The following is a 22,756-nucleotide window of genomic DNA, read 5'->3' as shown; positions in this document are numbered from 1 at the left end:
CTTTTCTTCGTTGTAATGACTACTTGAATTTTATCTGAAATTTTCACATCTTCAGTCTTTTAAACGATTCCATAACAGTCAAAAAGCTGTATCCCTGACGTTAATCAGGAATACAGCCTCTTGAGTTGAACTGTTTACATTATAAACTAGTTCATGGATACAAATATAGTTTAGCACACTTTTATAAAATCTACAATAGTAAATTTCATAAAATTCAAAAAAATTTTCAAATAACTTTTTTACTTTCAAAAAGGTATTCCAGCTTCTCTTCCACACAACCTTCTCTTTAAATTCACATAACTTCCAATCCCACTTCATCTAACCATCACATTCCCCCGATAGAATACAGCTATCAACAAAAAAGGAGTGAAAAACACTATGAAATATCAAAAAGCATTACTATGTATCGCACTGGCAGGAACACTGATTTTCTCCGGATGCGGCAGTACAACCAATAGTACAGACACCGACAATACCATAGGCACCTCTTCTTCGGTGGAAAGTACCGTAGAAGCGTCTACTGAAAATACCGATACAAAATCAGATGAAAATGCGATCATTGGAATGATTTCCGAAATTACCGACAGCACGATCACGGTTGCTACCATGCCGGGCGGTGGTCAGGGCGAAGCACCGGGTAATCCACCGGATGATAATAACGGCGGCGACAATGGTTCCGCTCCGGCTGACAAGCCTGATTCCGATAACAACGATCAGGGCAAAGCACCGGGCAATCCGCCGAGTGACGACAATGGCAGTGACAATAACTCTGCTCCGGCTGACAAACCAGACTCTGATGGCACAGATTCCACCGAAACCCCTGACAATCAGCCAAGTAGCGACAACACTTCTGCCCCTTCCGACAACGGCGGCACACCGGATATGGGCAATATGTCAACCGAGACGATCAATCTGACCGATTCCACCGTCTATTATGACAAAGATGGAAATGAAACCACACTTTCCGCTTTATCAGAAGGCACTATGGTAACGATCACCTTCGATGATGATGGAAATGCGGCAACAGTAACAATTTCTGACGGAGGCAACGCTCCGGGAGGCGGCGCACCGGGAGGCAGCGCTTCCTCCCAGCCGGAATCCTACAATGCAGTAACAGAATACACGGAAGATACCGAAGTTTCGGATGCTTCTTTCTCTTCCACAGGATCTGATGAAAATGCGATCCTTGTATCAAATGGAGCGAATGTGACTTTAAAAAATATCACATTAGACCGCACTTCCTCTGATAGTACCGGTGGCGATTCATCCAGTTTTTACGGAGTAGGTGCCGGTCTTTTGGCAACTGACGGAACAGTATCTGTAGACAATGCAACGATCACGACAGATTCTGCCGGTGGTGCAGGCATCTTTTCTTATGGTAACGGAAATGTTACGGTTTCTGACAGTACAATCACAACCACACAGGATACATCCGGCGGTATTCATGTTGCAGGAGGTGGTACACTCACTGCCAAAAATCTGACCGTGACAACGAACGGCGAATCTTCTGCGGCAATCCGGAGTGACCGTGGAGGCGGAACCATGACGGTAGACGGTGGCAGCTATACCTCAAACGGAACCGGTTCTCCGGCTGTTTACTGTACTGCAGATATTTCTATCTCAAATGCTTCTTTAACAGCAAACGGATCGGAAGCAGTCTGTATTGAAGGTCTGAACTCCTTAAAATTAACAGACTGTGATCTGACCGGCAACATTCCGGAAAACGAGCAGAATGACTGTAACTGGACCGTCATCCTCTATCAGAGCATGTCCGGTGATTCCGAAGTTGGAAACAGCGATTTTTCCATGACAGGAGGAAGTCTGACTTCTAAAAACGGAGGCATGTTCTACACCACCAATACAGAAAGTACCTTTTATTTGTCAGGCGTAGATTTAAGTTATTCTGATTCCAATGATTTCCTGTTAAAATGTACCGGAAACAGCAATGCCCGGGGCTGGGGTTCTTCCGGTGCCAACGGCGCTGACTGTGAATTTACTGCAGATTCCCAGACCATGGCAGGAAAGATCATCTGGGACAGTATCAGCCAACTGGATGTTTCTCTTAAAAATAAAAGTACCTGGACAGGAAGTTTTGTTCAGGATGAAAGCAATGCCGGAAATGGAGGCGACGGTTATGCAGATCTGACGGTCGACAGCAGTTCCACCTGGATCGTTGATGGTGACAGCACTCTCTCATCTTTAACCTGCAAGGGAACTATCACTGACGCGGACGGCAATACCGTTACCGTCAAAAGTACCGATGGAACCACTTATGTGGAAGGTACGAGCAGTTATACTATCACCGTAAATTCTTATGAGGCATAACCTCAAAAAGGGCCTGACAGATTATTTAAAAATAATCTGTCAGGCCCTCTTCAATTATATTGCTTATCACTTCATCCTTGAAACACTTATGCTTCACGAAACACCTGATAAATATCAATTTTTATCGCATCCGTGTCGGACATGCCTATAAAAGTTGCTCCATATTTGTCTGTTCCATCCTCCAGTTTCTGTTTACGCACGATTTCGATGACCGCATCGAACACTTCTTTCGTCCATATCTGGATCTTAGTATTATAATATCCCCCAACTTCCAAAGGTTCGTTGGACAAAAAGCCGATTCCACCACGCGAAACATCCGTAACTTCGACCTGCGTATAATCATATGTCGTTGTTCCATCTTCTGTCAGACGTTCTAACTGGATGGAAACGTCGATCTTTAAACGCTTATGATGTCTTTTTTCTTCCATTCCATAATACTCCTTCTCTTTTGTAAATCACCTAAACTGTGGTATCTGTGATCAGCATAGCATCCCCAAAACTAAAGAAACGGTATTTTTCTTTTACCGCAATCTCATATGCGCTTAACACATGCTCTCTGCCTGCTAACGCAGAAACTAACATCACAAGTGTAGACTCCGGCAGATGAAAATTCGTGATCAGAGAATCAATGACTTTAAACTGATACCCCGGATAAATAAAAATCTCTGTCCACCCGCTTGTCTCGCGCAGGAAACCATTCTCATCCGAAGCTGCCTCCAAAGTACGTGTACTGGTAGTTCCTACTGCAATGACACGATGTCCGGTTTCCTTTGCATGATTGATCTTATCTGCCTGTGACTGCTCGATCCGGTAAAATTCAGAATGCATATGGTGTTTCAGAACATCTGTTTCTTTGACCGGACGAAAAGTACCGAGTCCTACATGAAGTGTTACTTCTGCAATCTCCACACCCATTTCCCGTACTTTATTTAAAAGCTCCGGTGTAAAATGGAGTCCTGCTGTCGGTGCGGCGGCGGAACCATCATATTTTGCATATACCGTCTGATAACGGTTTTTATCCTGAAGCTGATGTGTGATATAAGGCGGCAGCGGCATCTGTCCAAGCTGGTCTAAGATTTCCTCAAAAATCCCTTCATAATGAAACTGGATCAGCCGGTTTCCCTCTTCAACAATATCAATAACCTCACCGATCAGCAGTCCTTCGCCAAAAATGATCTTTGTTCCAACTTTACATTTTTTTCCTGGTTTTACAAGTGTTTCCCAGATATCATTCTCTTTACGTTTTAATAAAAGAATCTCGATCTTTGCCTGTGTGCCCTCTTTTACTCCATAAAGTCTTGCAGGTATTACCTTCGTATTATTAATAACCAGACAATCTCCCGGTCTTAAATAATCTGTAATATCCTTAAAAACACGATGTGTCACTTCACCGGTATTTTTATCCAATACCATCAGCCGCGAACTGGAACGGTCCTCTAACGGGTCCTGTGCGATCAGTTCCTGTGGCAGGTCATAATAAAAATCTTTTACATCCATGATAATCCTCATTCAATATACTACAAATACCTGATCCGGCAGAAAACCGGATCAGGCACTACTTACATGCATATGCTTTTTGTTTTATTTTCTTAATTCAGCACCGACACGCTCAAGTGCATTTACAATCCTATCCATTGCACCGGTAATATCGGCATCCTCTAAGTTTCTGTCCTTTGCACGGAAAGATAAAGAATATGCGATTGATTTATATCCCGGTTTGATCTGTGCTCCCTCATAGATATCAAACAGATCATATTTCTCTAAGAACTGGCCGCCTTTTTCATCAAAAATCTTCTCAATATCACCGGCAAGCACTTTCTTCGGAACAACCATGGAAATGTCTCTGGTTGCAGCCGGGAATTTAGCGATTCCTTCATACTTGTGGTCGAAAGATGCGCGGGATACGATCTCCGGCATATCTAGTACTGCCACATAAACACGCTCTTTGATCGCATAATTTGCAGCAACCGTCGGATGAACCTCTCCGAGATAACCGATCACGGTACCATCATAGACAACATTTGCCTGACGTCCCGGATGTAAGAACGGTTTTCCGGATTCTGGATCATATTCCGGTTTCAGCTTCATGCCTGCTTTGTAGAGAAATTCCTCGATCACACCTTTCATGGTAAAGAAGTCACCCTCTCCGTACATACCAAGTGTAAACTGCATGCGCTCTTCCGGCAGCTCTGTTACAGGTACCTGTTTTGGCAGATAAATATTTCCAAGCTCGTATAAACGCACATTTTTATTTCTGCGGTTAAAGTTTGTGGAAAGTGATGTCAGCATACCATTTAAGGAAACCGTTCTCATGATAGAGAAATCCTCTCCGAGCGGATTGCTGATCACAACCGCTTTGCGGAGCGGTGAATCCTGTGGCAATAATAATTTATCGTATACTTTCGGGCTCTCAAAGGAATACGTCATCCCCTGTGAAAATCCGCAGAACTCTGCGATCTCTCTTGCTACTGCCTCAATACGGAGTTTGAAGGTAAGTTTTCCTGTGGTAGCTTCACCGCTTGGCAGTGTGGTCGGAATCTTGTCATAACCGAAGAATCTTGCCACTTCCTCTGCAAGGTCGGCGTCACACTCTAAGTCCTGTCTCCAGGATGGAACGATCACTTCATTCGAAGCCGGATCATAGCCGAGGTCGATCTTTGAGAAATAAGCCAGCATTGTCTCTTTTGCAATGTCCGTTCCAAGAAGTTTGTTGTATTTCTCCGGCTCGAATGGAATACGTTTATCCCCTTTGACATTCGGGTAAACATCCACAACGCCGCCGACAACTTCTCCGGCACCAAGCTCCTCGATGAGCTGGCATGCACGGTTCATTGCTTCGATCGCTGTATTCGGATCTAATCCTTTTTCAAATTTTGCGGAAGCATCGGTACGCAGACCGATCTTTCTTCCGGACAGACGGATGTTTGTTCCATCGAAACATGCAGCCTCAAACAGCATTGTTTTTACATTGTCTGTGATCATGGAATTTTCTCCACCCATGATACCTGCAATACCGATGGCTTTCTTTCCATCACAGATCATCAGTACAGAATCATCTAAAGTGCGTTCCTGACCGTCTAAAGTCACAAACTGCTCACCCTTTGCAGCGCGTCTCACAACGATCTCTCTATCCTCGATCGTGTCAAGGTCATAGGCATGCATCGGCTGTCCATACTCTTCCATCACATAGTTTGTGATATCTACAATGTTATTGATCGGGCGGATTCCCTGCGCACGCAGTCTGCACTGCATCCATTCCGGTGACGGTGCGATCTTGATATTCTTTACAACTCTTGCGGTGTAACGGGAGCAGAGTTTGTCATCCTTTACAGATACTTTGATGTAATCGTTGACATCTTCATTGTTACCTGTTTCTGGCACAACCGGAGGAACAAATTCTTTTCCGAATGTAGCTGCAGCTTCTCGCGCAATACCAAGAATGGAAAAACAGTCTACACGGTTTGAAGTGATCTCATACTCAACAACCGTATCATCCAATCCCAGATAACTTACTGCATTTTCTCCGACCGGAGCATCTTCCGGCAGAATATATAAACCATTTTCCGGTGCAAGCGGGAACATATCTCTGTTAGAACCGAGTTCCTCGATCGAGCACATCATACCGTTTGACTCCACACCGCGCAGTTTTCCTTTTTTGATCTTAATACCGCCCTCAGTCTTGCTTCCGTCATGACCGCCTGCAACTTTTCCGCCATCTAATACGACCGGCACTTTGCAGCCTTCAGTTACATTTGGAGCTCCTGTTACGATCTGGATCGTCTCTGTTCCGATATCTACCTGACAGATGACAAGTTTATCTGCATCCGGATGTTTTTCAATGCTCTTTACCTGTCCGATCACAATTTTATCAAGATCCTCATCCATGTTCTCATATCCTTCTACTTTAGAGCCGGATAAAGTCATGGCATCCATATATTCCTGTGGTGTACAGTCAAGACCAGGAACTAAATCTTTGATCCATTTTAATGAAGTATTCATAATGCTATATTCTCCTATCTTTTTCCTAGAACTGATTTAAAAATCTCTGATCATTTTCATAGAGCAGACGCATATCGTCGATCTCATATTTGAGCAGTGCAATACGCTCTAATCCGATACCGAATGCAAATCCTGAGTATTCTTCCGGATCAATACCGCTCATGCGCAGTACACGCGGATGTACCATACCACAGCCTAAGATCTCGATCCAGCCTTCTCCTTTACAGAAACGGCATCCTTTACCGCCACATTTAAAACAGGTTACATCCATCTCTGCGGACGGTTCTGTAAATGGGAAGTGATGCGGACGGAATTTTACCTTTGTGTCCTGCCCAAATAACTGTTTTGCAAACTCTGCAAGTGTTCCCTTTAAATCAGAAAACGTAATGTTTTTGTCAACAACAAGTCCTTCGATCTGATGGAAAGACGGAGAATGTGTCGCATCTACCTCATCTGCACGGAATACACGGCCCGGTGCGATCATACGGATCGGGAGTTTTCCTTTTTCCATCTCGCGGACCTGTACCGGAGATGTCTGTGTACGAAGTACGATCTTGTCATTGATATAGAAAGTATCCTGTTCGTCTTTTGCCGGATGGTTTGCCGGGATATTAAGTGCCTCAAAGTTATAATAATCGTACTCTACTTCCGGTCCTTCTACTACTTCGTATCCCATTCCGGTAAAGATGCGCTCTACTTCTTCTAATGCGATCGTATTTGGATGACGGTGTCCGACATTATTTTTCTTTGCAGGAAGTGTCACATCAATAACTTCTCTGCGGAGTTTTGCATCTAACTCTGCTGCCTCTAATTTTTTCTTTGTTTCATCTAAGATCTTTTCGATGCTCTCTCTTGTCTCATTGACAAGCTGTCCGACTAATGGACGTTCTTCCGGACTGACATCTTTCATACTCTTTAATACGGCGGTCAGTTCTCCTTTTTTTCCAAGAACTGCAACACGCACATCATTCAATTTTGACAGATCGCCGGATGCCTCGATCTGACGGATCGCATCTTCTCTGATTTTCTGCAATTTTTCTTTCATGATAATCTCCATTCTGCATTATTTCTTTCAGATATTTGTCTTACAAATTATTTTTGTGACACAATTTCCTGTGATGGATTTGTTTCAGCAACAAAAAACGCGGAGTCATTCGTCCAGGGACGAATGATTCCGCGGTACCACCCTGATTCTTTCTGCCATAGTAGCTGGCAGGAAGCTCTTAACATGCGTAACGTGCATAAACGTCATCTGCTACTGTCATTTCACAAATGCGGCTCCCGTGCGAACTTCGATTCCTACCTTGTCTTAAATGGGTTTTCAGCCGGTGACCCATTCTCTCTGAAAGAATTATAGTGCACTACTAATCACGTTCAATGCCTTTTCTTTTTCACTCTGTATTGCATTGTAGCACAGGCAATTTATTAGTTCAAGAGTTTTTTCTTTTTTTCTTCTCTTTCTCTTTGAGCAACCACTTCCGGATACTGTCATTGAAAATAACGTTTACTTCCGCCGACATCATCATGATATACATGCAGAAATAAAGCCACAACATGATAAGTGCGATCGTTGTCAGGCTTCCATACATGGAAAAACCATTAAAATAATCCACATATATAGATACACCAATAGAAAAAACATACCATGCCACTCCGCAGATCGCAGCTCCCGGAAGCTGGCTTTTAAAGGTCAGCTTTTTATTCGGCAGTGCAGTGAAGATTATATCAAAGAAAAGGATCAGCATTGCTAACATGACCAGACCTCGAAAATGTGACAGCAGATCCACAGCATGCCGCAGTAACGGAATATACTGCGATGCCAGTTTCTGAAGCGAATTTCCAAAAATAATTACAAGCAGCGTAAATATAATCGCGATCACAAACACTACTGTATAAACGACTGCCCAGAGGCGCAGCACAAACCAGTTTCTTGTCTCTTCAAGGTCATTGACAGAATTAAGTCCATCGGTCATATATTGTACTCCCTTTGCCGCAGACCAGATAGCCGCGATCGCTGTAATGGAAATAATGCCCACAGATCTGTTATACACCTCATCGATCAGGGAAATAAGAAACGGTGCTATGTATTCCGGCATAACTCTTTCTATAATTTTTAAAAGTGTCCCCTCCGTCACAGATGTATACTGTAACAGGGACGAAAAAACCATGAGAAACGGGATCAGCGATAATATAATAAAAAAAGCTGACTGCGCAGAATATGCGTTGATCTTATCCCGTTTACATTTTCCCATAAATGACATGACATTTCCTATAATCTTCCAGATCATAATGTCTTTTTTCCTTCCATCTCTCCGATTGTCTCTATTTTAATATCCTGATAAAAATAATTTAAGATATCCAGATAATTCATACCGGCTTTTGCCATTCCATTTGCGCCATTCTGGCTCATGCCAAGTCCATGACCATAACCCCCGCCGGATAACAGATAGGTTCCGTCTTCCTGCTTTTCGATCGTTGAAAATGCACTTGGCAGCATCGTCATATTTTCTGATTCCGTTGCATCTGCATAGACTATTTTTTCGATCATACAGCCAAGAATCTTACGAATATTGTATTCTGTCTTTACTTTTACAACACCATGTTCATAAGCAAGATTCAATGTAAGGATCGAACCGGAACCACTTCTTGCTTCCACTGACATTCCGGTAATGTCTCCCATTTTCTTTCCGGCATCAGAAACATCCATCTCTGTTGTGCCGTCAGATTCATAATATAACACATTTTGGGGTGAAATGGAATGTCTTGCTGATAAGATCTCATTTACCTGTTCCGTTTTATCCGATAAATCTGCTGTTGCAGACCACCTGTAATAACGGATATCACTATCATATCCATCCGCGTTGCCCTTAATATACCGGGTAAATGTTGTTTCATCCGATAAGTCCATCCCGGCATCCGTCTGATTTAAACATGTTTTTTTCAGATATCCATAATCAGCAGGATCATCCACATTCCAGATTTCTGCCGTATCTGTATACCCCATTGATGTAGAGAAATAATATGCCTCCACAACCTTTCCCATCCAGGTCATCACCTGATCACATGTTGCATCGACAGCCGCAACGGACTCCTTGGTCTGCTCCACTTTATTGTAAACCTGATAAGATGTACTGTCATTGATATGCGCTCCGTATGCCGCAAGATCTGCCCGCATAAGCTGTATATAAGCGTAACTGCGCGCACATACCGCCTGTGCCTTTAATGCCTCTGCCGAAAAATTTGACGGCATTTCACTTGGCACAACCGCAGATAAATATTCTTCTAATGGCAGCTCATTCACGACCGTATACCCATTCTCTGTATTTCTCACCTCGATCGTTCCAAAATAGCCATTTGACGTAGCTGTCCCATTCTGGTCACACAGATAGATCCGTCCATCTTCCGTTTCCGGCTTCAAAACATAAGTTTTTCCAGAGGTATCTGTCAATGCATCCGCAGGGTGAAGAAGTTCATCCGGTTCTGTATTTTTTGTTTCATCGCCACAGGTCACTACAGCTTTCACAGAACATTTTAAATATATATCTTTCCGGACATTTGTACCATCATCCGCTAAAAGAAGAACCCGGATATTTTTTATATCAGCAGGCTGTAGAATAAGGATCGCACAGACTTCCTTCCCTGCTGTTACATAAGCAACATCCATGTTACCTAAAACAACATCCGATATCGATTTTTCAGACACATCGCCATAAGTCTGATAAACCGGAAGTTTTCCATTATGGTGGATTCTTCCATAATCTTCTATCTCAATCTCAGAATCATCATAAGACAACATCTGCCCCTGTATAAAATCCTGTTTTGTCTTGATTGCAGTAAGCGTACCATCCGTAAATACGAGGTCACAGACTCCCGGTTCGCAGGATATCTGATCATCGTTCAATTCTATTTCATAAACTGCACCGGCAAATAAAAAACAGATTTGTTCCCTCTGGCAGGATTTTAAATATACATTCTCGACCGTTTGTCCCTGTCTGGATACCTGTGCAATGCCAATGCACTGATTCTCTCTTATATAAATCTCATATGCCATCCAGTTTGTAAAATATGTATTTTGTAATCTGGTATAATAGTCACCCTGATTCGTTACAAGAACCGTCTGATCATCCAGCTCCAGACTATTTAACACAAGCAAAGACTCTTTTGTCACGCTCTGTTCCATATCAAGAAATCCAAGTATCTGCTCATATATCTGATTCCATTCTGTACGCGGGATGGCTGAGTTTTTTCTTTTTACCACAAAATCAATCTGTTCTGAAACACCCAGTTTTTTTAACAGTTCATCCAGCACTGACTGTGTCAGATACTCCTGTTTCCTGTCTGAAAACCAGTCGTCCCATTCATCCTTTGAATACACGGTAAAAGCCAGTTCCTGTTTTACTTCATCAATACTGATATAATCTTCCGAAAAAACTTCCGGATCATAATTCTCTTTCAGTTTGTTTATAAGTACACCTATAAAAACACAAATTAAAACTCCCAGTATGACTGCTGAAATTTTAGGTATATTTCTTTTTTTCACGTTGAGCCCCGTTTCTGTACCAAATACATATAATTTCTGTCATTTTATTGCACAAAAGAAGCTGCTTATATTTCAAAGCAGCTTCCCTGATCTTTTGTCCGAAAACAAAAGTTCTTTTGTATTTTAAATATTCTTTTGTATAGCAGATTTTTTTCATCTGTATGCCAAATATTCTTCTGTACATCAAATTTTCTTTTGTACTCTTCATCTCTTCTGTACTAAAAAATCTTCTGTACCTTATGATCTTTTGTCAAAAACCCAAAATGCCGTTTCCTACGTTTTTGACTCCTAGCGACCGCTAGGTGGGTAACCGCACGTCGGTTTCTGTCTTCCACTGCTCATGTACTGAAGTACTGATGGCTTGACATCTGCCTTCGAATATAAGAATCCCATAAAAGTAAATGTAGGTTCAAAAATGTAGGGTGTCGCACATCCCAGGCCGTTTTTGATAGTCTTATTATACTTTAATATGCCCCATTTCGCAACTATTAATTAGTGCCAAATTTTGTTTTACTTTCTATCTATTTTCTCTATTGACAAAAGCATCCTTACCTGTTCAATAGCTTCTTCCATATTATCTGTCCGTATAGAGAAGTCACAGAGTTCTTCATTGTCAATTTCATTTTCCAATGATAATAGACGGTACATTTTTTCCTGATTACTGATACTTTTTTTTAAAATATTGGAAATCATTTTTTCACGACTGCTCCTGCAAAACAATATGGCTGTTGAAAACAATCGTTTCATAGCTATTGCACCACCGATATCAAGCGGCACGATCGGATTAATCCCATCTTCGATCATTTTTGCAATATCAGACGCCAGGATACCATATTTATTTCCGGCATACACGGTTACTGTTACAAAATCATTTTTTTTATTTTTAAACTCTTCAGCCGAAAGTCTCTGATGGAACCCATCTGCTGTTCCTGTCGTATACGAATGAACAATCTTTCCTGCTCCTGCTTTTTCTAACCTTTTGGCAAGTTCATTTTTGCCGGAACCAGACGGTCCGACCAATGCTATCACAGACGGAAATGAAACCGGCTTTTTATCTAACAGCATTGACTCTTTGATCTGATCTATTAACTGCAAAAATTCCCCATAATGATTTACAGATAGAATGCCGCTAAGTGAATCATTCCATGGGCGGCGCATTAAAACCGGATATTTAGCACAACTTTTAAGAATATTATGCGGTCCATCATCTAACGTAACATCAAAACGAACCAGCGATTTCTGGAATCCCATAATAATATTCTGTTCCGGGAAATCAGGAAATGCTGTCAGAATCTGTTCTGCGCGCAGGCTCATAAACTGCGGTGCAATTGCTGTAATAATATATACTTTCCCTTTTTTCTGCAGTTCATGTATGAAATTTTTGGCTTCATCCGTCACTGTCTGCATACGATAAATCCGTTCGTCCTGATAGTACTGCTTGATGATCGATGCCTTACCGACATTTTCCCATGAATTGATATCTTCTAATTTCAGATTCAAGGCATGTTCCTTATTTGCAAGCGTAATTGCATGTGTATTCAGATCAGAAATCACATCATCCCAGTCAATTCCATAAGTCAGCATAAATATCCTCCTATTTTTTACTGCAAGAAAGAATCCTGCTTTACAGGATTCTCCGCCTGCGGCGGGTCGCTCCAGCGACATAATTCCACTCCGACGCAGTGCAATCCTGCCCGGAGGTTTTTTAATTCATAGGACGTAATTTCCTATGAATTAAAAAATCGGGTGTGAACCAAGTCACACCCGATCGTCATTCATAACAATAAGTCTGCTCGCAAAGCGTGCACTTTATTATTTCTGAGGACCTGCAGAAACTAATGCTTTACCAGCATCGTTTCCTTCATATTTAGCAAAGTTCTTGATGAATCTGTCAGCAAGATCTTTTGCTTTTGTCTCCCACTCAGATGCATCTGCATATGTGTCACGTGGGTCAAGAATACCTGAATCTACACCAGGAAGCTCTGTCGGAACCTCAAAATTGAACATTGGGATTTTCTTTGTCGGAGCTTTAAGAATATCACCAGAAAGGATAGCGTCGATGATTCCTCTTGTATCCTTGATTGTGATTCTCTTTCCTGTTCCATTCCATCCTGTGTTAACAAGATATGCTTTTGCTCCACTCTTCTCCATCTTCTTAACAAGCTCTTCTGCATATTTTGTAGGATGCAGCTCTAAGAATGCCTGTCCGAAGCAAGCTGAGAAAGTAGGTGTCGGCTCTGTGATTCCACGCTCTGTACCAGCAAGTTTTGCTGTGAATCCAGACAGGAAGTAGTACTGTGTCTGCTCTGGTGTCAGGATAGATACTGGAGGAAGTACTCCGAATGCATCTGCTGATAAGAAGATTACGTTCTTTGCAGCCGGTGCAGAAGATACAGGTTTTACAATATTGGTAATGTGGTTGATCGGGTAAGATACACGAGTGTTCTCTGTAACGCTCTTGTCATCAAAATCAATCTTTCCGTTTGCATCAACAGTAACGTTCTCTAACAGTGCGTTACGTTTGATTGCATTGTAGATATCCGGCTCAGACTCTTTGTCAAGACCGATAACCTTTGCATAGCATCCACCCTCGAAGTTGAATACACCGTTGTCATCCCAGCCGTGCTCATCATCACCGATTAAGAGACGTTTCGGATCTGTAGAAAGTGTTGTCTTTCCTGTTCCGGAAAGTCCGAAGAAGATTGCTGTATTCTCGCCGTTCATATCAGCGTTTGCTGAACAGTGCATGGAAGCGATGCCTTTAAGTGGGAGATAGTAGTTCATCATAGAGAACATACCTTTCTTCATCTCTCCACCGTACCATGTATTGACGATAACCTGCTCTTTGGATGTAATGTTGAATGCAACACATGTCTCTGAGTTAAGACCTAACTCTTTGTAGTTCTCAACTTTTGCTTTTGAAGCATTGTATACGATAAAGTCCGGCTCAAAGTTCTCAAATTCTTCTGCTGTTGGCTTGATGAACATGTTTGTTACGAAATGAGCCTGCCATGCAACCTCAACGATGAAACGAACTGCCATACGTGTATCTTTGTTTGCTCCACAGAAAGCATCTACTACGAACAGTCTCTTGTTTGAAAGCTCTTTCTTTGCAAGATCTTTCACTGCTGCCCATGTTTCCTCTGACATAGGATGGTTATCGTTTGGATATTCTTTTGAATTCCACCATACAGTGTCTTTTGAATTCTCGTCCATAACGATATATTTATCTTTCGGGGAACGTCCTGTATAGATACCAGTCATAACGTTAACTGTACCAAGTTCTGTTTCCTTACCAACCTCATAACCCTCAAGACCTGCTTTGGTCTCTTCCTCGAATAACATCTCGTAAGAAGGATTGTGAACGATCTCTGTTACTCCGGTAATGCCATACTTGCTTAAATCAATATTTGCCATTGCTCTTTAACCTCTTTCCTTTAAAATAATCAGGGTATTTTTTAAAAAATTCCGCTAATATAAATATACACAATGTTATTTTTTTGTCAATCAGTTTTTGTAAAATAATGTCACCCTTTTTTTTATTCTCCGGCTGTAAAATTCTTCTGTTCTAACTCTTTTGCGATCGGAGCAATCTGTACCAGTAAATTTTCCATATTTTCAAACATGGTACTCTTCTGGGTGCCAAGATCATTTGCCTGTTCTATATGCATGCGAACTGTATCATACTCTGCCTTTTCCCGCTCAAGCGAACGGTTTACATCGGCAAGTTTTTCCCTTGAATCATCAAGCACGCCTGCAATCTCCTGCTGTACCTGGTCTGCTCCGCTTGCAGCCGCCGTAATACGGTCAAACACCTCATATGTCTCATCTGCACTCTCTAAGCTTTTCCCGAGTGACTCTTTCGATGTAGCAATGCTCTGGTTTAAATTTTCCGTATCCTGTTCCACTTCCACAATGCTTCCATCTACGGTGCTGACAAGGCTTTTGATCTCACTGGCGAGATTCTTTACTTCCTCTGCAACAACGGCAAATCCTTTTCCCTGCTCCCCGGCACGCGCCGCCTCAATGGATGCGTTCAATGCAAGCATATTGGTCTGGTTTGCAATTGAGATGATCTGTCCCATACATTCTTTGATTTTCTGCACGGATGCCTGGAAATCTTCGAATGTGCGCTGGATCTCATCAAAATGTTCCTGTACTTCCCCTGAACTCTCCTTTAAGCCACCGACTTTCTGCTGTGCCTCTTCCACCGATTTTGTAATATCTTCTCGCACACCGGCAAACTGTCCTGACGTTTCGCCAACTGTTTCAAACGTTTCATGAAAAGAGCCAAGCTTCTCTTTGAGCTGTTCATTTTCCTCTAAAACCGCCTGAAATGCATTCTGGATTTCCTGTAATTCATCCAGAGATCTTACCTCTGTCTGTGAAAGTTTTTTCTGGTAGTCAAGCAGACTTTCAGACACATGTATTACCGGATGCAGATTTAATTTTTCTTCTGTCTGACTCACCTGTTCTTTTATCTCTTTTTTGAATTGAAACATTCTCTCTCCCCCTTACTCAAATACAACACACGACATGGTCTGATTTACAAACTGGCTGTTATAATGTTCCCCAAAACCAACTAAACCTGCATGCATACCAAGTGTCCCCATTGTCTTTAAATACTGATCCATATAATGCTCCTGGGAGAAGAATAGATAACGGAAAATGCAATTTACGGAAAAAACACCAGAAATCCTTGCAAAATCACCTTTGATCTGCCGCACCGTCTCTTCCACGATGGAAGGATAATCATTCGTCTCAAGCAGATAAAGCACATCGGAATCATTGACCTGACGATAGCAGCCCAATGCATTTCCCGCTACTTCTTTGATTGAGATAATACAGATATCCTGCCCGTTCTTTTTACCGATCGGGTTTTTAAAAGTCTGGTTTACAATATCCTGTTCCCGGATACCAAGTGTATCTTCATAGACCTGTTTTGCCGGCTTTCCGTTTAGTTCCCCGACTGTGTATTTACTGCGGTCTGTATTTGATGCAATAAAACGATACTGTGGAAGTGGATAATAAATATTTTCCTTATACACTTTAACTTTGCCACCGGTATTTTTCACAAATGCAAAAGCATCTGCATCTTCATATACCTTTCCATTTACGGAAACTTTTCCACCATCCCCTGTTCCACCTGTCAGTGAAATTTTCTTTTTTTCCAGAATACTGTACATGGTCGTAAGAACCGCCGCATCATTTCCTGTACAAAAATCAATACAGACAGTATTTTCAGATGACGCATTTATCTTCTGTAAAGCCTTTTCAACCCTGCTGATATATTTGACCGGCATGATGGATGCCTGCTCTAATACGTCTGTCACAGCCTCTACACCTTCAAACGCTGTTACACTGACACCTTTTTCCGTCACACCTGTCTGGTAACTCATTCCGATGCATCCAATGCTCGGTACACCCGGATATAATTCTTCCAGTTCAGCTGCATGAGCTTCAAGCTGCTCTGCATTTGACATCAGGATCAAAAATGCCGGATTCCCCAACCCCCGTACAGCTTCTTTTAAATTTCCACTGGAACTTGTTCCATAACTCTCTTTCATCTGTTTGTCTCTCCTTTATCTTTTCTGTTTCAGATTCCAAACATATCTGTAAAAATTATCCTATTTCCTGTGCTGTCTGTCAAGTTTATCAGCTATATTTTACAACTCTTTTCCGGTTGCTTTTGTGATATCCTTCTTTGTAAATGCTCCAGGCAGCAACTCTTCCAATGTAAATATCTTATAATCATCCGGTGAGTTCACAAGAATCACCTGAAATGTTTCCGGATCACAAAACTCTGCCATGACCTGCCGGCATACCCCACATGGATAAAGATAGTCATCTGCGTCCCCGTTGATCGCAATCGCAGTAAATTCTTTTTGCCCTTCTGATACAGCTTTAAAAAAAGCTGTCCGCTCTGCACAGTTTGTCGGTGTATAGGCAGCATTTTCTATATTACATCCCCGGTATATTTTTCCATCTTTTGTAAGCAGGGCAGCTCCTACCCTGAAATGTGAATACGGTGTATAAGCAAATTCTTTTGCCGCTATTGATTCCTGTGCCAGTTTCTTTATATCCATTTTTGTTTCCTCTCTTTAAATGTGTTAAGTCATCTGTTTATATTTTACCTGAAAAACTCTTTCATGAAAAGTTTTTTTAGAAAACTCTTGTGTCATAAGAAATACTTATGATATGATAAGTAAAAATACTTTAATGTTATAAAGTAATAAATCAAAAAATACGGAGGATTATTATGACTGCCAATCGTTTCTGCGAAATTACCCCGGAATTACAGCATCTGTCAAAGCTCAGCGAACAGTGTGCCAGAATTGATCCTGCTCTCTATACAAAATACGATGTTAAACGTGGTCTGCGCGATATTAATGGTAAAGGTGTTTTAGTCGGTCTTACAGAAATATCTGATGTCTGTTCCACAAAAATGATCGACGGTGAAATGCGCCCGGCAGATGGTGAACTTTATTACCGTGGTTACAATGTCAAAGATATTATTGACGGCACATCGGAAAACAGCCACTTTGGTTTCGAAGAATGTACTTATCTGCTTCTTTTTGGAAAACTTCCCACCAAAACAGAACTGACGGAATTTACAAAAATGCTCAGTGAATACCGTACGCTTCCTACCAGTTTTGTCCGCGATATTATCATGAAAGCTCCAAGCAAAGATATGATGAATACGCTTGCAAGGAGTGTTCTTACGCTCTATTCCTATGATGATCTTGCTGATGACATATCGCTTCCAAATGTACTCCGGCAATGTTTACAGCTTATCAGCCTGTTTCCGCTTCTTTCCGTATATGGCTATCAGGCTTATAAACATTATCATGATGGTGCAAGCCTTTTTATTCATCCACCAAAAGCCGAATATTCCACTGCAGAAAACATTCTGCATATTCTGCGTCCGGACAGCCAGTTTACACCTTTAGAGGCAAAACTTTTAGATACAGCGCTGATTCTTCATATGGAGCACGGAGGTGGAAATAACTCCACTTTTACCACACATCTGGTATCTTCATCCGGAACAGATACTTATTCTGTGATTGCCGCTTCCTTAGGTTCCTTAAAAGGTCCAAAGCACGGTGGTGCCAACATCAAAGTTGTCCGCATGTTTGAAGACATGAAAGCAAACCTCTCCGACTGGAATGACGAAGAGGAAATCAGCCGCTATCTGAGAGCTTTATTACATAAAGAGGCTTTTGACCATGCCGGTCTGATCTATGGTATGGGGCATGCGGTATATTCTCTTTCTGATCCTCGTGCACGCATCTTCCGTTCATTTGTAGAAAAACTGTCTGCCGAAAAAGGCTATGAAAAAGAATTTGCTCTCTATGATGCTGTATCACGATTAGCACCAAAGATCATCGCAGATGAACGTCAGATCTATAAAGGTGTCAGTCCAAATGTCGATTTTTACAGCGGCTTTGCTTACAGTATGTTAGGACTTCCAGTGGAACTTTATACTCCGATCTTTGCGATTGCCAGGATTGCCGGATGGAGTGCCCACCGTCTTGAAGAAGTTGCCATCAACGGTAAGATCATGCGTCCTGCTTATAAAAATATTGGTGAACATAAAGAATATATTCCAATGGAAAAACGCTGACCGGAAAGTCAGCGTTTTTCTCAATTCTGCTATTTTTCTATTGGAAGCTCAAACCAGAATGTTGATCCACATCCGGGGGTGCTCTCCACACCATATCTGGCATGATGAAGTTCCAGAATATTTTTTACGATGGAAAGGCCCAGACCCGTTCCCATTACAGCGCGCCTGTGTGTTTTATCCACTTTATAATAGCGATCCCACACATATGGAAGTGCATCTTCTGCAATACCTTCTCCGCTGTCTGTCACTTCGATCCGAACATAATCCTGTAAAATTTTCTGACGCACCCACACTGTTTTATCTTTTCCGGTATAATTGACCGCATTGTTGATCAGATTATAGATCACCTGATATATCTTGTATTCATCCGCCTCTACCAGAACTTTTCTGTCATATTCAAAATGTATGCAGTAACCATCCTGCTCTTTCAGTTTATTATAGCGTTCAAGAACAGATTCGATACTTTCCGTCAGATTGTATTCGGTATCATTTTTTTCCATAACACCAGCCTGAAGTTTTGATATATCAAGCATGTCATTTACAAGGTTTGTCAGTCGTCCGGCTTCATCGATCACTACCTGGACGTTTTCCGGTGTGTTTTCTCCCGGAAGGTCCCGCATCACCTCTGCATAGGCAATGATCATCGTAAGAGGCGTTCTTAAATCATGTGATACGTTTGCAATCAGTTCCCTCCGCAGAGACTCATTTTTGCCAAGTTCTTTCGCTGTTGCATTGAGCGTATCTGAAAGTTCTGCTACTTCACGATAATCTTTTCCATCAAAACGTACATCAAAATCTCCCTTTGCAAGCGCTTTCGCTGACTCATTGATCCGGATCAGTGACTTTGATATCTGCCTGGATAACAAAAGAGCAATTCCAAGTGAAAGCAAAATCATAATAACCGTGATCCATACCAGCTCAATACGCAGTGTATTGACCGTTGCATCCACCGGTGTCAGTTGTGTATTGACCATCAGAATATATTCCTGACCTTTACACTCCACTGCTTTCACATAGATCACACTCTTAATGCGCTCCTGTCCCCGTTTTTGTAAAAAGCTATGAAAAACACGTTCATTTCCGTTTTCGGTTCCATCTTCTGTGGCAGGTTCTAACGGTTCTTTTTCATCCCTCAGTAAATCTTCTTCTACATTTTCAGGTTTTTTCATGTTATCATCCCAGAACTCCGGGTTGATCCCACCTTCGTATTCTACCTTAAATATACCGCCATGTTCTTTTGCCTGTTCATAATAATATTGTATCTGCTCTGACGGCATATCTGTGAGTCTTGAATTTACAATATACTCTGCGCTGTATATTTCATTCCCTTGTATATCTGTTACATATACCGCCATGTTATTTTGGGCAGCAATATCATGGATCAGGGTATCTTTATCTTCTTCGTCTGATGTTAATATTCCCGCAGCCACTGATGTAACCTGTTCTGCTTCCCTGCTTTTGATCATTGTATAAAATGAATCCAGATAACAGATCTGGATCAGCCATAATACAACAAGAAGTATTCCTGTAAATATGAGCAGATAAGTAAATACCCTCCACTTAATACTGATTTTTTCATGCTTCAAACCGGTATCCCACCCCTCTTAGTGTCACTAAAAATTTGCGGTATTCTCCGAGACTGCTCCTCAAAAGTTTGATATGGGTATCTAATGTTCTGTCATCTCCATAATAATCATATCCCCATACCTCTGTGATCAGCTTCTCACGATCAAGTGCAATATTACGGTTTCTCACCAGATAAAACAAAAGTTCATATTCTTTTGGTGACATTTCGACACGTTTTCCGTCTACGGTCACAGTCCGTCCCGTAAAATCAATAATCAGACCTTCCGCCTGAAAAATTTCATGTCCGTTTCTTACATCTTTTTTATTGTTTCTGCTGATCACAACTTTCACACGCATCATCAGTTCACGTGGAGAAAACGGTTTTACCACATAATCATCGATTCCAAGTTCAAATCCGTGAATCTTGTCATATTCTTCACCGCGTGCCGATAGCATAATAACAGGAATTTCTTTGAATTTGCGGATTTCCCGGCAGGTTGAAAACCCATCCAGTTCCGGCATCATTACATCTAGTATGATCAGGTCAAAATCTTCTTTCCGGCAAATTTCGACTGCTTCCATCCCATCATGTGCCTCTGTGATCTCATACCCTTCAAATTCTCCATATTTCCGGATGATCGCACGGATCTTATCTTCATCGTCTACAACTAAAATGCGTTCCATAACGTCTCATTTCCTCCCACAAACTGACTTTTTTCTGTTCATTACTATAACCGGCTTATGTGACGGCTGTGTGACTATCATCTGTATCTTGTGAAAATATGCTCTCCTATGAACGTCTTAAATGTGCAGGAACTTTTCCCGTGCAGTCTTTAAGCTGTTCTGGAACCATAAAAATGACCCAAGAAAGATCACAAGTTCTGCCAAAGTCAGCTTTCCTAAGAAATTCGTAAGTTCATTGATGATACCAACCAGTCCGACTATGGCAACGATTCCTCCGAACAACGCCTCTCTCCAGTAAATAAATGCTATAAATCCTGCTGTATCTTTACATTTTTTCATCTCTTCTTCTGCAATTACCATTGCATTGATCCTGCCACTTTTTTTCATCTGAAGTGAAGATACTACCATATAGATCCCAAAAAGCAGAATTACCGCATCAAATACAACCATTACTTTCATTTTAAACCTCCAGCATAAATCTTTGTATTTCGACTTTTTTGTCTCATGTTTTTTATTATAAACGCAATACAAAATTGGCGCAACCGGACGTTTTAATTTGTTTTTTTACATAAAATCCCATATTTTCGGTCAAGAAACATTGAACTCTTGCGCCGATTAGTGTAAAATAAAAACAACATACTTATAGAAGGGGGCAAAAAACCATGAAATTTGATGACACAAAAATTCTCATCAGTGACGATTCTATTTTAGCAAGAAAACAGTTAAAGGATATCCTCTCCCAGTTTGGCACACCAACATTTTTAGAGGCTGCAAACGGACAGGATGCTATTGATATTTACAAAAAAGAATCCCCTTCGCTTGTATTTCTTGACATCGTTATGCCGATCAAAGATGGCAATGCTGTCATACATGAGATTACTGATTTTGATCCAGATGCTACTATCATTATTGTCTCTTCTGTCGGTACGCAGTCCCAGCTCCGCGAAGCCATTGAGGCAGGTGCCAGTGATTTTATCCAGAAACCGATCAATGCGGATCAGATCGAACATATTATTACTTCAAGATTTGAAGGGAGATAGACATGTACGCTCAATTTTTCGGAAACTACTTATTATCACACGGAATCACAAAAGAACAGTTAATGCATGCTATGCAGGAAGCAAATTCTGAGCATCCGAAATTAGGAACTCTCGCCATGCATGCAGGATATATGTCAGCCAGTGAAGTGGACCGCGTAATCATCATGCAGACACATGAAGATAAACGTTTCGGCGAACTTGCCATCCGCGAGGGCTATCTGACAGAAGCACAGGTTACAGAGTTACTGCAGACACAGAATCCTAACTTCTTACTTCTTGGTCAGGCATTATTAAATGATGGTGTTATTAATAATGAGCAGCTTCAGTCTCTTATCATCGGTTATCAGTCAGATAATGAACTTTATGATGCAGATATGTCCGCAGAGACAAAGGATATCGTAAACCACCTTGTAGAAAATTTCTTTGTCGTTGCAGAACGTCAGCTTTCACCTGGTGAACTTTCTTTCCTGCATCTTTTGTTTAACGATCTCGTTCGTTTTATCGGAGATGATTTTTCACCAGTTCGCCCTGAACTTTGTAAAGAATATCCGACAAACTACTGTATCAGCCAGCAGATCAACGGTAAGTTTTCCATCCGTACTTATATTGACATGCCGGAAAGTACATGTATTGCATTTGCATCCCGTTATGTTGATGAAGATTTCAACAGTTTTGATGAATATGTACAGTCCTCTCTTGAAGATTTCTTAAATCTCCACAATGGTCTGTTCAATGTTAATATGTCAAATGAACAGGGACTTGAATTACAGCTTGATGTTCCAAATGTTGTGACAGATGAATTGATCACATTTGAACATGAAGCATATCTGTTACCGGTTGTTTATTCTTTCGGAACGATTCATTTTATCTTTGAACTGATTCACAACGAATTATAAATTTCATTATGACAAAAAAACGACTGTGCAAAACACAGTCGTTTTTTTGATGAAAATAGAATGTTTGCGGAATGAACATTCT

At 41.4% G+C, this 22,756-nt stretch carries 18 protein-coding genes, 1 other RNA gene and 1 other annotated feature; of the genes, 4 read left to right on the top strand and 15 right to left on the bottom strand.

From position 1 onward, the window contains the following. Positions 1 to 378: 378 nt before the first annotated feature. A complete protein-coding gene (locus H8S51_RS09810) occupies positions 379 to 2,325 on the top strand; it encodes a right-handed parallel beta-helix repeat-containing protein (protein WP_241070671.1) in 1,947 nt (648 codons plus the stop codon). 86 nt (positions 2,326 to 2,411) lie between these two features. Here the strand turns inward: H8S51_RS09810 and H8S51_RS09805 are convergent, their stop codons facing one another. The 12 genes from H8S51_RS09805 to H8S51_RS09750 form a co-directional block, all read right to left on the bottom strand. Then, complete coding sequence (locus H8S51_RS09805) at positions 2,412 to 2,753, bottom strand: PilZ domain-containing protein (RefSeq protein ID WP_117920884.1); 342 nt, start codon at positions 2,751 to 2,753, stop codon at positions 2,412 to 2,414. A 31-nt stretch (positions 2,754 to 2,784) separates the two neighbouring features. Then, positions 2,785 to 3,822 (bottom strand): tRNA preQ1(34) S-adenosylmethionine ribosyltransferase-isomerase QueA, encoded by a 1,038-nt coding sequence (gene queA / locus H8S51_RS09800; RefSeq protein ID WP_186898807.1) that lies wholly within the window; start codon positions 3,820 to 3,822, stop codon positions 2,785 to 2,787. Between the two features lie 84 nt (positions 3,823 to 3,906). Then, positions 3,907 to 6,324 (bottom strand): phenylalanine--tRNA ligase subunit beta, encoded by a 2,418-nt coding sequence (pheT, locus tag H8S51_RS09795; protein ID WP_186898808.1) that lies wholly within the window; start codon positions 6,322 to 6,324, stop codon positions 3,907 to 3,909. Positions 6,325 to 6,349: 25 nt separating this feature from the next. Next, positions 6,350 to 7,369, bottom strand: coding sequence for a phenylalanine--tRNA ligase subunit alpha (pheS, locus tag H8S51_RS09790; RefSeq protein ID WP_117920887.1), 1,020 nt, complete (start codon positions 7,367 to 7,369; stop codon positions 6,350 to 6,352). A 112-nt stretch (positions 7,370 to 7,481) separates the two neighbouring features. Next, positions 7,482 to 7,711: a binding site (T-box leader), on the bottom strand. Positions 7,712 to 7,754: 43 nt separating this feature from the next. After that, a complete protein-coding gene (locus tag H8S51_RS09785; RefSeq protein WP_186898809.1) occupies positions 7,755 to 8,612 on the bottom strand; it encodes a YihY/virulence factor BrkB family protein in 858 nt (285 codons plus the stop codon). Further along, on the bottom strand, positions 8,609 to 10,864 hold the full coding sequence (locus tag H8S51_RS09780) for a SpoIID/LytB domain-containing protein (protein ID WP_186898810.1): 2,256 nt from the start codon (positions 10,862 to 10,864) through the stop codon (positions 8,609 to 8,611). Before H8S51_RS09780 ends, H8S51_RS09785 begins: the two co-directional genes overlap by 4 nt. A gap of 251 nt (positions 10,865 to 11,115) precedes the next feature. Further along, a non-coding RNA gene (gene ssrS / locus H8S51_RS09775) (6S RNA) lies at positions 11,116 to 11,308 on the bottom strand. 66 nt (positions 11,309 to 11,374) lie between these two features. Next, positions 11,375 to 12,448, bottom strand: coding sequence for a 5' nucleotidase, NT5C type (locus tag H8S51_RS09770; protein WP_186898811.1), 1,074 nt, complete (start codon positions 12,446 to 12,448; stop codon positions 11,375 to 11,377). 228 nt (positions 12,449 to 12,676) lie between these two features. Next, a complete protein-coding gene (gene pckA, locus H8S51_RS09765; RefSeq protein ID WP_117920892.1) occupies positions 12,677 to 14,281 on the bottom strand; it encodes a phosphoenolpyruvate carboxykinase (ATP) in 1,605 nt (534 codons plus the stop codon). A 122-nt stretch (positions 14,282 to 14,403) separates the two neighbouring features. Continuing rightward, the gene (locus tag H8S51_RS09760; protein ID WP_186898812.1) at positions 14,404 to 15,366 is read right to left on the bottom strand and encodes a methyl-accepting chemotaxis protein; all 963 of its coding nucleotides are present in this window, start codon (positions 15,364 to 15,366) and stop codon (positions 14,404 to 14,406) included. 12 nt (positions 15,367 to 15,378) lie between these two features. Further along, a complete protein-coding gene (locus H8S51_RS09755) occupies positions 15,379 to 16,431 on the bottom strand; it encodes an FIST signal transduction protein (RefSeq protein ID WP_118208883.1) in 1,053 nt (350 codons plus the stop codon). Between the two features lie 99 nt (positions 16,432 to 16,530). Beyond that, positions 16,531 to 16,950, bottom strand: coding sequence for a cytidine deaminase (locus tag H8S51_RS09750; RefSeq protein WP_186898813.1), 420 nt, complete (start codon positions 16,948 to 16,950; stop codon positions 16,531 to 16,533). Positions 16,951 to 17,123: 173 nt separating this feature from the next. On the opposite strand from H8S51_RS09750, the gene H8S51_RS09745 reads away from it, so the two are divergent. Continuing rightward, a complete protein-coding gene (locus tag H8S51_RS09745; RefSeq protein WP_186898814.1) occupies positions 17,124 to 18,488 on the top strand; it encodes a citrate/2-methylcitrate synthase in 1,365 nt (454 codons plus the stop codon). A gap of 29 nt (positions 18,489 to 18,517) precedes the next feature. On the opposite strand, the gene H8S51_RS09740 is transcribed toward H8S51_RS09745, so the two are convergent. From H8S51_RS09740 to H8S51_RS09730, 3 genes are all read right to left on the bottom strand, one after another. Continuing rightward, positions 18,518 to 20,074 (bottom strand): sensor histidine kinase, encoded by a 1,557-nt coding sequence (locus H8S51_RS09740; protein ID WP_186898815.1) that lies wholly within the window; start codon positions 20,072 to 20,074, stop codon positions 18,518 to 18,520. Further along, positions 20,064 to 20,738, bottom strand: a complete 675-nt coding sequence (locus H8S51_RS09735) for a response regulator transcription factor (RefSeq protein ID WP_117920898.1) — start codon at positions 20,736 to 20,738, stop codon at positions 20,064 to 20,066. Before H8S51_RS09735 ends, H8S51_RS09740 begins: the two co-directional genes overlap by 11 nt. A 117-nt stretch (positions 20,739 to 20,855) precedes the next feature. Then, positions 20,856 to 21,197 carry a hypothetical protein gene (locus H8S51_RS09730; RefSeq protein WP_186898816.1) on the bottom strand — a complete coding sequence of 114 codons (342 nt, stop codon included), beginning with the start codon at positions 21,195 to 21,197 and terminating at the stop codon, positions 20,856 to 20,858. 203 nt (positions 21,198 to 21,400) lie between these two features. On the opposite strand from H8S51_RS09730, the gene H8S51_RS09725 reads away from it, so the two are divergent. Together H8S51_RS09725 and H8S51_RS09720 are read left to right on the top strand one after the other, a co-directional pair. Continuing rightward, positions 21,401 to 21,778, top strand: a complete 378-nt coding sequence (locus H8S51_RS09725) for a response regulator (RefSeq protein ID WP_006858027.1) — start codon at positions 21,401 to 21,403, stop codon at positions 21,776 to 21,778. Between the two features lie 2 nt (positions 21,779 to 21,780). Beyond that, positions 21,781 to 22,674 carry a chemotaxis protein CheX gene (locus tag H8S51_RS09720; protein ID WP_117920900.1) on the top strand — a complete coding sequence of 298 codons (894 nt, stop codon included), beginning with the start codon at positions 21,781 to 21,783 and terminating at the stop codon, positions 22,672 to 22,674. Positions 22,675 to 22,756 lie beyond the last annotated feature (82 nt).

The organism is Roseburia rectibacter (assembly GCF_014287515.2).
GTDB classification, from domain to species: domain Bacteria; phylum Bacillota; class Clostridia; order Lachnospirales; family Lachnospiraceae; genus Roseburia; species Roseburia rectibacter.
The sequence above is the reverse complement of the archived record's forward strand: the minus strand, read 5'-3'. Positions and strand labels throughout refer to the sequence as shown.